Source organism: Pseudorhizobium tarimense, assembly GCF_022968135.1.
Lineage (GTDB): Bacteria > Pseudomonadota > Alphaproteobacteria > Rhizobiales > Rhizobiaceae > Neorhizobium > Neorhizobium tarimense.
In genome coordinates this window covers 35,506-47,778 of record NZ_JALJRA010000010.1, presented here as the reverse complement: position 1 = coordinate 47,778, position 12,273 = coordinate 35,506, and the positions used below count along the sequence as shown (strand labels likewise).

The window sequence follows — 12,273 nt, the reverse complement described above, 5'->3', positions numbered from 1 at the left end:
GGCGCTTTTGTCTCGACTCTGCCGTGATTTCATGCGAACTCGCGGAGCATGAAACCGGACATCAAGATTTGCGGATTGAAGACCCCGGAAGCAGTGGAGCGAGCGCTCGCCCGCGGTGCCACCCATATCGGCTTCATCTTCTTTCCCAAGAGCCCGCGCAATGTGCCGCCCGAAGTGGCGGCAGACTTGGCACATCCGGTGCGCGGTAAGCTGCAGATCGTCGCGGTCACGGTCGACGCGAATGACGAGGAACTGGATGACATCGTCCACCTGTTGAAGCCGGATATCATCCAGATGCACGGCCATGAGTCGCCCGCGCGCATCCTCCAGGTCAAGGCACTTTATGGCCTGCCGGTCATGAAGGCCTTCTCCATCCGAGACGCTGCAGATCTCGATCGCGTTGATCCCTATATCGGTGTCGCTGATCGCTTCCTGTTCGACGCAAAGGCGCCGGCCGGCTCGGCACTGCCCGGCGGCAACGGGGTTTCCTTCGATTGGCAGATCATGGACGCGCTTGACGCCGATATTGACTACATGCTTTCCGGAGGCCTGAACAAAGACAATGTCGGTCTCGCGCTCGCCTCCACCCGCGCTCGTGGTGTAGACGTTTCATCGGGAGTGGAAAGCGCGCCGGGGGTCAAGGACCCGGACATGATCGACGCCTTCTTTGACGCTATCGCAGAGGCCGGCACCGTCCGCGCCTGAGGAGTGAAGAGTGAACCAGACGCCGAAACCGAATTCCTTCCGCTCCGGACCCGATGAGGATGGCCGCTTCGGCATCTTCGGTGGCCGGTTCGTCGCTGAAACCCTGATGCCGCTGATCCTCGATCTGCAGGCGGAATGGGAAAAGGCGAAGACGGATCCAGAATTCCAGGCGGAGCTGCAGCACCTCAACACCCATTACACCGGCCGCCCCAGCCCGCTCTACTTCGCCGAGCGTCTGACGGCCGAACTCGGCGGCGCCAAGATCTACTTCAAGCGCGACGAGCTCAACCACACCGGCTCCCATAAGATCAACAACTGCCTTGGGCAGATCCTGCTGGCCAAGCGCATGGGCAAGACCCGTATCATCGCTGAGACCGGTGCCGGCCAGCACGGCGTGGCGTCGGCCACCGTCGCCGCCCGCTTCGGTCTCCCCTGCGTCGTCTACATGGGCGCGACCGACGTCGAGCGTCAGGCGCCCAATGTCTTCCGCATGAAGCTTCTCGGCGCCGAAGTCCGCCCGGTAACGACCGGCCACGGCACACTGAAGGATGCGATGAACGAGGCGCTGCGTGACTGGGTCACCAATGTCGACGACACCTATTACCTGATCGGCACGGCTGCCGGCCCACATCCCTATCCGGAACTCGTCCGCGAATTCCAGTCGGTGATCGGCAAAGAAACGCGCGAGCAGATGATGGCAGCCGAAGGCCGCCTGCCGGACATGCTGGTCGCCGCCGTCGGCGGTGGCTCCAACGCGATTGGCCTCTTCCACCCCTTCCTCGATGACGAGTCGGTCCGGATCGTCGGCGTCGAAGCGGGCGGCAAGGGCCTTGATGGCGAAGAGCACTGCGCCTCTCTGACCGCCGGTTCGCCTGGCGTTCTGCACGGAAACCGCACCTATCTGCTGCAGGACGGGGACGGTCAGATCAAGGAAGGCCATTCCATCTCCGCCGGCCTCGATTACCCCGGCATCGGCCCGGAGCATTCATGGCTGAAGGATATCGGCCGCGTCGAGTACGTGCCGATCATGGATGACGAGGCGCTCGCCGCCTTCCAGATGCTGACCCGCACGGAAGGCATCATCCCGGCGCTCGAGCCGAGCCACGCGCTCGCCGAAGTCATCAAGCGCGCGCCGAAGATGGACAAGGACCAGATCATCGTGATGAACCTCTGTGGCCGCGGCGACAAGGATATCTTCACCGTCGGCAAGATTCTCGGGATGGGCCTCTGACATGACCGCACGCATGGACAATAAATTCGCGGCGCTGAAGGCGGAAGGTCGTCCGGCCTTGGTGACCTACTTCATGGGCGGTGACCCGGACTACGACACGTCGCTGGCGATCATGAAGGCTCTGCCGGAAGCCGGCGCCGATGTCATCGAACTCGGCGCACCCTTTTCCGACCCGATGGCCGATGGTCCGGCAATCCAGCTCGCCGGCCAGCGCGCGTTGAAGAACGGCCATTCGTTGAAGAAGACGCTCGACATGGCGCGCGACTTCCGCAAGTCGGACGATACGACGCCGATTGTCATCATGGGCTATTACAACCCGATTTACATCTACGGTGTCGACCGCTTCATCGACGATGCGCTGGAGGCGGGCATCGACGGGCTGATCGTCGTTGACCTGCCGGCTGAGATGGACGACGAGCTCTGCATCCCGGCACGCCGGAAGGATATCAACTTCATCCGCCTGACGACGCCGACGACGGACGAGAAGCGTCTGCCCAAGGTGCTGACGAACACCTCGGGCTTCGTCTACTACGTCTCGATGACCGGCATCACCGGTTCGGCGCTTCCGGACCCCTCGAAGATTGCCGGTGCCGTCGAGCGCATCAAGAAGTCAACCGACCTGCCTGTCTGCGTCGGCTTCGGCGTCAAGACTGCCGAGCACGCACGGCTGATCGGTGCCTCTGCCGATGGCGTCGTCGTAGGCACGGCCATTGTCAACCAGGTCGCCACGTCGCTGGACAAGGAAGGCCGCGCAACCGCCGATACAGTCCAGTCGGTGGCCACCTTCGTGCGGGGCCTTGCAACCGGCGTGCGCTCCGCCCGCCTTGTTGCCGCCGAATAGTTACCCCACATTGGGCGAAGTTTATCAGGAGTACGCCACGTGAACTGGATTACCAACTACGTTCGGCCTCGGATCAATTCCATGCTCGGCCGCCGTGAGGTTCCGGAGAACCTCTGGATCAAGTGCCCCGAAACGGGCGAGATGGTCTTCCACAAGGACCTGGAAGAAAACAAGTGGGTCATTCCCACCTCCGGCTATCACATGAAGATGCCGGCCAAGGCGCGCCTTGCGGATCTCTTCGATGGCGGCGTCTTCGAGTCGCTGCCGCAGCCCAAGGTCGCCCAGGATCCGCTGAAGTTCCGCGATTCCAAGAAGTACATCGACCGCCTGAAGGACAGCCGCCTGAAGACCGATCAGGAGGACACCATCCTCGCCGGTCTTGGGAACGTACGCGGCGTCAAGCTCGTCGCTGTCGTCCACGAGTTCAACTTCATCGGCGGCTCGCTCGGCATTGCGGCCGGCGAGGCGATCGTGAAGGCCTGCGAGCGGGCGCTTGCAGAAAAATGTCCGCTGGTGATCTTCCCCGCCTCGGGCGGAGCCCGCATGCAGGAAGGTATCCTGTCGCTGATGCAGCTGCCGCGCACCACTGTTGCGGTTGACATGCTGAAGGAGGCCGGCCTTCCCTACATCGTGGTGCTCACCAACCCGACGACCGGCGGCGTCACGGCTTCCTATGCGATGCTGGGTGACGTCCATATCGCGGAACCCGGCGCCGAAATCGGCTTTGCCGGCAAGCGCGTCATCGAGCAGACGCTGCGCGAAAAGCTCCCCGAGGGCTTCCAGACTGCCGAATATCTTCTCGAGCACGGCATGGTCGACATGGTGGTCAAGCGCCACGACCTGGCCGACACGCTGGCGACGCTTCTGAACATCCTGATGAAGGCGCCGGCCGCCAACGATGATTCGGCCGAAGTTCTGGCGCTCGCCCCTGCGGCAGCGACGGCCTGAGCCTTCAGGGACGCTGGACCGGCGGGATGAGCGCAACCAACATGCCCGCCGTCAGCGCGGCCGGACAAGAGATCGAAAAGCTGATGGCCCTTCACCCGAAGGGCTTCGATTTGTCGCTGGACCGTATCAGGCGACTTCTGGAGGTGCTGGGAAACCCGCATCAGAAGCTGCCCCCGGTGATCCACATCGCCGGCACCAACGGCAAGGGCTCGGCGACCGCCTTCTGCCGCGCCCTGCTGGAAGCAGCGGGCCTTGCCGTCCACGTCCACACCTCTCCTCATCTGGTCAACTGGCACGAGCGCTACCGCATTGGCGTCAAGGGCGGCCGCTCACAGATTGTCGATGATGAACTCTTCGCCGATGCACTGCGCCGCGTGGCTGCTGCCAATGCCGGACGCACGATCACAGTCTTCGAGATCCTGACCGCCGTCACCTTCGTCCTCTTCTCCGAGCAGCCGGCCGATGCCGTCGTGCTGGAGGTGGGGCTCGGCGGCCGCTTCGACGCCACCAATGTCATCGACACGCCTGCCGTCTCCGTCATCATGCCGATCTCGCTCGACCACCAGCCCTATCTCGGCGACCGGGTCGAACTCATCGCAGCGGAGAAGGCGGGCATCATGAAGCGAGGCCTGCCCGTTGTCATCGGGCGGCAGGAATACGAGGCGTCGCTCGACGTCCTGGTGGAGACGGCCGAGCGGCTCTCATGTCCCATGTCGGTCTATGGCCAGGACTATTCCGGCCACGAGGAATTCGGCCGGTTGATCTATCAGGACGAGTTCGGTCTTGCCGACCTGCCTCTGCCGCGGCTGCCGGGGCGTCATCAGATCGCCAACGCTTCGGCGGCGATCCGGGCGGTCAAGGCGGCCGGATTTACCCTCACGGACAGCATGATCGAGAAGGCCATGGCGACGGTGGAATGGCCTGGTCGCCTTCAGCGGCTCTCGGAAGGGCGTCTCTTCCAGGCTGCACCGGCAGGCGCCGAGATTTGGGTGGACGGCGGCCACAATCCGGGTGCTGGCGAAGTGATCGCCGAAGCCATGGCTGCCTTCGAAGAACGCCATGCCCGCCCCCTCTATCTGATCACCGGCATGATCAACACGAAGGACCCTGTCGGCTACTTCCGCGCCTTCACCGATATTGCCGAGCACGTCTTCACCGTCCCGATCCGCGGCAGCGATGTCGGCCTCGACCCCGTCGCGCTGGCGCATTCGGCCTTCGACGCTGGGCTCATCGCCGAGCCCGCAGGTTCGGTGGAGGAGGCGCTGGCCGAGATCTCGAGCCGTCAGATGCCCGATGCAGTACCGCCAAGGATCCTGATCGGCGGCTCCCTCTATCTCGTCGGCAATGTCCTGGCCGACAACGGCACCCCGCCGACATGAAAAAAGCCCGGCACTTAAGGCCGGGCTCTTCTCAATAGTTTGTACGAGGCGGGGATCAGGCGGCGCTGGAGATCCAGGCGGAAAGCGCTGTCTTCGGGGCCGCGCCTACCTTGATGTCGGCCACTTCGCCGCCCTTGAACATCGCAAGCGTCGGGATAGAGCGCACACCGAACTGGGCCGCAAGTTCCGGGTTCTCGTCGATATTGAGCTTGACCACCTTCACCTTGCCGTCGAGCTCGTTGGAGATCTCCTCGAGGCTCGGGCCGATCATCTTGCACGGCCCGCACCATTCGGCCCAGAAATCAACGACGACGGGCTGGGAGGATTCCAGGACTTCAGCCTTGAAGTTGCTGTTGTCGACTTTCACGGTAGCCATCGGGGCTCTCCTTGCATGAATTCCGTTGTGCACAATGTGAGGCTGCGCCCACCTCTTTTCAATACCGCTATCTCACTTTGGCCGGAGCTCCGCAAGCGAGCGGTCGAGGACCTCATCCGAGAGAGCAATGACATGACCGCTTTCCGTATAGGCGAGCAGGCAACGGAAGGTGTGGCGCGGATAGAGCGGGCGCAGGATCTCGCGATAAAGCGCCAGCTGCGCCCGATAAGCGAGCGGGACCTGACCTTCATTGGCCGGTACGGTGCGATTGGTCTTGTAATCGACGATCGTCACCTCGGTGTCAGCCACTGCCATGCGGTCGATGCGGCCCGAAATGGCGAAATCCTGTCCGCCGAGGGCAAGTGTCCCCATGATGGAAACTTCGGCGCGGCTATGTCCGGAAAACACCGGCTGTAGTTCCAGTTGGTCGAGGATCGCCATGACACAGGTCACCAGCGAATCCCGCTCCGCCTGCGGCCAGGAACGCGCCGCCCGCTCCGCATAGCGTTCTGCCGCTGCAGACCGCTCTTGCGCCGGGAGGTCGGGTAAGACCTGCAGCATGCGGTGGACGAGGCGGCCCTTCTGAAGCGCGAGATTGCTTGTGGCGGCATCGCCAAACAAAGAAGAGCCGGTCACCAGATCGTCTGCTTCGTCGTCGATGACCGTGCCGGCGCCGGAGGGGCTCAAGGGACGCGGGAGCGAGACCTGCGGCGGCAATCGCCGCGACAGCGCCGAGGGCAGGGGAGGTGCCTCATGCCGCCGTTCTTCACCTGCTTCTTGTGGCTTCGCCGTCTTGACCGCCGCCGGAAGCCGCCAGCGAAAGCCGCCCCATTCGCCGTCGGGGCCGCTAAATCGGGCGGCGCTGCAGTGGTCGGGGTGGCTGCAGAGCGCGTTGGCGATCATGCTGTTCCAAGTGTCCGGATTTTCTCTCACACCGCGGTAACCGCAGACGATCAGCCGGTCAGCGGCGCGGGTCATGCCGACATAGAGGAGCCGGCGATATTCCTCTTCGGTCGCATCCTTCAGTCGCGCATCATCGAGCGCCGTCAGCGAGTTGGAGAGCGTCTTGGATGGCACCCAGGCAGGAATCTCCACCTCCTCCTGCGGCAACAGGCGCAGCTTCGGCACATGAGAGGAAATGAAGGCCTTTGAGCCGCTGTCGACGAGGAAGACAATCGGTGCCTCAAGCCCCTTTGAGGCGTGCACCGTCATGATCCGCACCTCGTTGCGGCCGCTGTCCTGCTCGCGCTTGATCTCCGGCGACTCGATTTCGAGCGTCGAAACGAAGGACTGCAGGCCCGGCAGCCCCTTGCCCTCGTGGTCCAGCGCAAAGGTCAGGAACTCATCGAGGATGTCGCTCGCCTCGGTGCCCAACCGCCCGAGAAACTTGCGCCGTCCGCCAAGCTGGCCGAGGACGCGGGCATAGAGATCGTGCGGGCTCATCTGCCGCGACATGGACAGGAGCTGCCGCAGCCGGTCGGCGACCGGCGCGAAGCGCAGGGGCTGTTCTTCCGCCAGCACAGTGAGCTGCTGCCAGACGCTTGTGCCCTCCGGTCGCAGCGCCGCAACTTCGAAGACGTCTTCTTCGGAAAGGTTGAAGAGCGGGCTCTTGAGCAGGGCCGAAAGCGAGAGATCATCCTGCGGCAGTACCAGGAACCGCCCGAGCGCCAGAAGGTCCTGCACGGCGATATGGCTAGTGAGCCGAAGCCGGTCTGCGCCGGCCACGGGGATGTTGCCGCCCCGTTTCAACGCCCGCGTCAGTGCATTGACGAAGGCGTCTCGCTTGCGCACCAGGACCAGCACGTCGCCGGGCTCAATGGGCCGCTCGGAGCCCTTTTCGATGATCGTCTCCCGACCAATCATTTCCCCGATCGAATGCGCAATACGGCCTGCGAGAATGGCCGACGGAGCTTTGTCCGGCGTCGCATCGAACGGTGCCGTCCAGTCCTCTCCTGCATGCGCCACCTCCGGCACCACGACATCCCACAGATCGACGGTACCGGGATGGCCGATCCGGTTGGAGCGGTGGATGATTGGTTCGTCCTCAGAGGTGAGACCACGGGCGTTGTCCTGCAGCGAAAACACCTGGTCGACCGCTGCCAGCACATCGACCGTGGAGCGGAAGGACAAGGGCAGGCGCACCGAATTGAAGCGCTGGTCGCTGGCGCACACATCCCGCTCCGTCCGGATACGCTCCTGAGCGAAGCGCTCCGGCTTCGCGCCCTGAAAGGAGTAGATGGACTGCTTTTCGTCGCCCACGGCAAACAGCGTTCGGCGGATGTCGCGGGCGCTGCGGCCGGAGTAGAAATCCTCCGCCAGCGACTTGATGACCGTCCACTGCACCGGGCTCGTGTCCTGCGCCTCGTCGACGAGAATATGGTCGATGCCCTGATCGAGCTTGTAATGCACCCAGGCGCCGACGCCGTCGCGGGTCAGGAGGTCTGCCGTCTTCGCAATCAGGTCCTCGAAGTCGAGCATGCTACGCTGCTTCTTCAGGTCCTCGTAGTCGTCGTTCAGCCGCTCGGCGAGCGTCAGCGCCGCCTTCGTGGCATTGAGCATGCGCATCACCCGCAGCTGGTCGCGGCATTCGAGGACATGGGCGCGGGCGCGATCGACTGCCTCCGCCAGCGCGGGTGCCGCATCGAGCATCTTCTTCGCCACAAGCGAACTGTCGGCCTTCGGCTTGCCGTCCTTCGTCAGAAAGATCCCGTCCAGCGTCTGGGCGAGGACGAAGGGATCGCTCTCCTTCTGGCAGAGGCGCAGGGCATAGGCGACATCCAGCACCTTCGAGCCGCCTTTCTCGTCCGCAAGCTGCAGGTAGGAGGCGAGCGTCCCACCGGAGAGGCCCGGCAACGGCCAGTAGCTCGTCGCGATGGAGGCTTCCGTCGCATCGTGCGGTAGCCCCCACGCCTGTCGCAACACCTGATCCACGCCGCCGCCTGTGCCGGCATAGGCAAGAAATTGCCGGATCGCGGTGCGGCGGGCGATGATGTCGCTCAGCAGGTTTTCCAGCCCAAACTCGTCGCCGAGATCCAGCACATGGGCGAAGGCATCCGCCAGCGCCGGGTCATCTTCCGCCGACGTGGCAGTCAACAGCGAGCGCCGCGCTTCGGCAAGAAGGGCGGAGGCGGCGCGATCGTCAAGCACGGAGAAATGTCCGGCGACGTTCGCCTCCAGCGGAAACTGGTGCAGCAGCGCCTCGCAAAAGGCGTGGATCGTCTGGATCTTCAGCCCACCGGGCGTTTCCAGCGCCTTGGCAAAAAGTCGGCGCGCTTCGGCACGCTTCAACGAATCCGGCTCAGCACCCTCTATGGATTTGATCTTCTGCGCGAGATCCTCGTCGTCCAGCACCGCCCATTCGGCCAGGCGCTGGAAGACTCGGTTGGACATCTCCGAGGCCGCTGCCTTGGTATAGGTGAGGCAGAGGATGGAGGAGGGACGGCAGCCGGACAGCAGCAGCCGGATCACCCGCTGGGTCAGTACATGGGTCTTGCCCGAGCCGGCATTGGCGGAGACCCACGCAGAGCTTTCAGGATCCGACGCCAGCGACTGCTGCATCGTCGTCCAGTCGAGCCAGTGGTTCGGGTCGTCGCCCTGCGGCAGCGTTTCATTCATCGGCGTCGCCCTCCTCGGCGTCCGCTGTTGCCCATTCGGCGACACGGGCGAGGTGGTCGTAGTCGCCGCCATAATCGCCCTGCATGAAGGGCACGAGGCGCGAGGCAAACCCGGTCTCTCCGCTGCGCAGAACCGCCACGAATTTCGTCAGCTGCCCAATCGACTCCTCCGCTAGATCGAGCGCTGACTTGCCGTTCTTGGCCGCTTCGTTGTTGACGCATTCTGCCTTGAACCGTTCGCCGGGCTTCAGCCGGACATAAAGAAGCTCGTCCACGTCTTGGGCGCCGATGGGCTTGAAGGCACCGGCACGCAGGGCCGCGGCCTCCAGAGCAAGCTGCGGGTCAAGGAGCGAGCGGGCCTGCGACGGCGTGGGGCTTGATCCGGTCTTGTAGTCGATAATGGTGGCGCTTCCCGAACCCTTGATGTCGATCCGGTCGGCGATCCCCGTAAGCCGGATGCCTGCCTCGGGGACCTCCCACCCAGCGCCGGCTTCGGTGACGGTCGTCTTGATGTAGGGTGCGCGATTGGCCTCCCAGCGTAAGAAGGCGCGGCCGACTTCAACGAAACGCGGGCGCCAGACCTGGTCGATATGCGGCGGCAGTCGCTCGGCGTCGAAGAGCTCGTCGATGATCCGCTGCATCGCCTCCTGCGATGCCGGCGTGCCCGGCAGATGGCCTTCCCCGGTGTAGCGGTCGATAATGGCGTGATAGAGCGTGCCGCGCTCGCTAGCACCCGGATCGGCATCGAAAGGCGCGATCGGGTGGAGCTTCAGGATGCGGCGGGCATAGATGGAATAGGGGTCCCTCCGCAGCCGCCCGACTTCGCTGAAGGAATATTTCGTCGGCTGCAGATCCGCCGGCGGCTTAGGGGCCGGGCGCTTCGCGGGTGCCTGGTTCTCGCCGGCATCGATTGCACTTGCCCAGTGGCGATACTGCTCGCCGCGGCTCTTCAGCTGCTGCGCCAGATCCTCGCCGCCGAGTGCTAGCAGGCGCTGCAGCCAGCGAGAGGCAACCGTCGGTGTCGATCCCTGTCGCAGCGAGCGCGACAGGATGAGCCGACGTGTGCCGCTCGCCATGATGAAGTCATGTGCCAACTGCCCGATCCGCCGCTCCGGCGGTTCAAGGCCCATGTCGGTCTTCATCGTGCGCGACAGGAACGGATTGTTGACGGTTTGGCTCGGCCAAGATCCCTCATTCAGGCCGCCGAGGATCATCGTGTCGACGTTCTGCAGCCGTGCTTCCAGCGTCCCGAAGATGAAGACCCGCGGGTGGCTCAGCGAGCGCGGCTTGACCGCTTCGCCCGTCGCGAGAGCCTGGACGATGTCGATCCATTGCGGCCCGTCGGCTTCCATCTGTCCATCGGTCTCGATGACTTCGCCGAGCAGCGAGGAGAGACGCTCGCCCGCCTCGCCGGACCAGAGCGGGGACAGGTCGTTGCATTCGTCTGCGCACACCGCTTCGAGCGCCCGTCCGGTGCGGGTTGCCCAGTCGGACAAGCTGAGCTTCGCCGTCAGCCCTCGCCCGTCAGTCCGGCGGGACAGGAAGGCGCTGGCCAGGGGTTCGACGGCACGGGCAAGGCGCCGGGCGAGATCCAGTGCCTGATCGAAAGCCGCCTCCGGCAGGGAAAGCCGCCACTGCGGCGGATGCCGGTCCGCGCGCTGCGCCTCCCTCTGCTCCTCCACCAGAGGCTCCAGCGTGGAGATGTCCATATCCCCCCGACCGCCACGCATGGCGAGTAGTTCCAGGGCCTCTGCAGCGTTGCGCAGGGCGTCGCGATCCATGCTGAGTCGCATCAGCGGGTGCTTGAGAAGCCCCGCCACCGCCACCGGATCGCCGGGCCGGAGCGTCGCCTGCAGGAGAAGCTGGATTAGCGCGCCCTGCGGCGTCGCGGAAAGCGGTGTTCCGGCCGTATCGTCCGCGGTGATGCCGAAGCGGGCCAGTTCGGCCGTAACCCGCCGGGCCAGCGCCCGGTCAGGTGTAATCAGCGCCGCCTGCGACTCACGTCCGTCCTGTCCCGGCGCGTCCAGCGCCAGGCGAAGAGCGATGGCGATCGCTACGGCCTCCTCGCGCTCGTTGGAGGCCTCGATCAGGGCGACGTCCGCAAACGCGGCTCTGGCAGCCCCTTTTTCCGAGTCATCCCGCCAGATGCTCCACTGGTCCGTTGCCGCCGAGGGCGCTAGCGCCTGCGACAGTGTGCGGTTCCGCAACAGGAGGTCGGCAGCGGGCGGATCCAGAACCTCGACCTCCTCGCGGGCGACACCCAGCTTTCGCAGCAGGCGAGATAGGCCGAACTGGGGATGGCTGCGGCTCGACGGCTCGATGCGGCCGTCCGGCGCCTCCTGGCTGATCATAGCCCACTGGTCATCCGGCATGTCGAGGTCCAGGCCAGGCAGGACGACCGCGCCTTCCGGCAAATCCCAGATCGCCGCGATGAGGTCGGCAGCGGCCGGGACCGAGCCGGTGGAGCCGGCGACGATCACCGGCCCCTTGTGCGGACGCTCCAGGATCCGGCGTGCTTCTCCCCGCAACAGGGCCGCCTGATGCCGCGCGGGCGATGATCGACGGAGCTCTTCCAGGCGTGCAGGCCAGAAGGCGCTGGCGATGGAGAGGAAGTCTGCCGTCAGCTGCCACCAGAGCGCATGCTCCGCCGTCTGCAGTTTCTTCAGATCCGCCCAGTCGCGCTCTTCCGTCTCGACCGAATCGATGAGTTCGGCAAGCGAGCGGGCGAGCCATATGGCGTCGGCCGGGCTGGCTGGTGCGATCAGAGGTGAGTCGGAATGGATGTCGACGACGACCTGCGGCAGCCGATTGCGCCAGGCGAGGATCAACTGGCCGAGTTCCAGCAGGCGCGCCACACCGCCGATTGGCATGGCGAGATCCATCTCCTCCGGCGTCGCCAGATCGAAATAGCCGCTGTCGTCGTCGGTTTCGCCCAGCGGCCTGATCACCGGCAGGATGGCCGAGCGCCCGCCGAGCAGGTCGACGAATTCAGACCGGAGCACGCGGGCAGAGCGTCGCGTCGGAACATAAATCGTGACGTTGGCGAGCGAGAGCGGGTCGTCCGGGTTGTGCCGGAAGCCATCGTTCAGGCGCCCGTCGCAGAGTGCTGCGGCGACTGTCGCGAGAAATGGCGTCCCCGGCGGGATGGTAAATATCCGCTTCTGCCGGCGGGCGTCCAT

The 12,273-nt window shown here is 64.6% G+C and carries 8 protein-coding genes; 5 read left to right on the top strand and 3 right to left on the bottom strand.

Going from position 1 to position 12,273, the window contains the following annotated elements; genetic code table 11:
* Positions 1-48 precede the first annotated feature (48 nt).
* From MUU54_RS13395 to MUU54_RS13375, 5 genes are read left to right on the top strand one after another with little or no spacing between them, the layout of a single operon-like run.
* Positions 49-705 carry a phosphoribosylanthranilate isomerase gene (locus tag MUU54_RS13395; RefSeq protein ID WP_247244523.1) on the top strand — a complete coding sequence of 219 codons (657 nt, stop codon included), beginning with the start codon at positions 49-51 and terminating at the stop codon, positions 703-705.
* A 10-nt stretch (positions 706-715) separates the two neighbouring features.
* Positions 716-1,936 (top strand): tryptophan synthase subunit beta, encoded by a 1,221-nt coding sequence (gene trpB / locus MUU54_RS13390; protein WP_247244522.1) that lies wholly within the window; start codon positions 716-718, stop codon positions 1,934-1,936.
* Position 1,937: 1 nt separating this feature from the next.
* A complete protein-coding gene (gene trpA, locus MUU54_RS13385; RefSeq protein ID WP_247244521.1) occupies positions 1,938-2,777 on the top strand; it encodes a tryptophan synthase subunit alpha in 840 nt (279 codons plus the stop codon).
* A gap of 39 nt (positions 2,778-2,816) precedes the next feature.
* On the top strand, positions 2,817-3,725 hold the full coding sequence (accD, locus tag MUU54_RS13380) for an acetyl-CoA carboxylase, carboxyltransferase subunit beta (RefSeq protein ID WP_247244520.1): 909 nt from the start codon (positions 2,817-2,819) through the stop codon (positions 3,723-3,725).
* 26 nt (positions 3,726-3,751) lie between these two features.
* A complete protein-coding gene (locus tag MUU54_RS13375; RefSeq protein WP_247244519.1) occupies positions 3,752-5,104 on the top strand; it encodes a bifunctional folylpolyglutamate synthase/dihydrofolate synthase in 1,353 nt (450 codons plus the stop codon).
* 55 nt (positions 5,105-5,159) lie between these two features.
* On the opposite strand, the gene trxA is transcribed toward MUU54_RS13375, so the two are convergent.
* The 3 genes from trxA to addB form a co-directional block, all read right to left on the bottom strand.
* Positions 5,160-5,480 carry a thioredoxin gene (gene trxA / locus MUU54_RS13370; protein WP_239998175.1) on the bottom strand — a complete coding sequence of 107 codons (321 nt, stop codon included), beginning with the start codon at positions 5,478-5,480 and terminating at the stop codon, positions 5,160-5,162.
* Positions 5,481-5,552: 72 nt separating this feature from the next.
* Entirely contained in the window at positions 5,553-9,095 is a 3,543-nt protein-coding gene (addA, locus tag MUU54_RS13365) for a double-strand break repair helicase AddA (RefSeq protein ID WP_247244518.1), read from the bottom strand.
* Positions 9,088-12,273, bottom strand: coding sequence for a double-strand break repair protein AddB (gene addB, locus MUU54_RS13360; RefSeq protein WP_247244517.1), 3,186 nt, complete (start codon positions 12,271-12,273; stop codon positions 9,088-9,090). The genes addA and addB overlap by 8 nt, the downstream gene beginning before the upstream one ends.

Excerpts from the sequence above, each read along its gene's own strand:
- MUU54_RS13395 (WP_247244523.1), top strand. The coding sequence starts at position 49 with ATGAAACCGGACATCAAGATTTGCGGATTGAAGACCCCGGAAGCAGTG.
- addB (WP_247244517.1), bottom strand. The coding sequence starts at position 12,273 with ATGGACGCCCGCCGGCAGAAGCGGATATTTACCATCCCGCCGGGGACG.
- addA (WP_247244518.1), bottom strand. The coding sequence starts at position 9,095 with ATGAATGAAACGCTGCCGCAGGGCGACGACCCGAACCACTGGCTCGAC.
- MUU54_RS13375 (WP_247244519.1), top strand. The coding sequence starts at position 3,752 with ATGAGCGCAACCAACATGCCCGCCGTCAGCGCGGCCGGACAAGAGATC.
- trxA (WP_239998175.1), bottom strand. The coding sequence starts at position 5,480 with ATGGCTACCGTGAAAGTCGACAACAGCAACTTCAAGGCTGAAGTCCTG.
- trpA (WP_247244521.1), top strand. The coding sequence starts at position 1,938 with ATGACCGCACGCATGGACAATAAATTCGCGGCGCTGAAGGCGGAAGGT.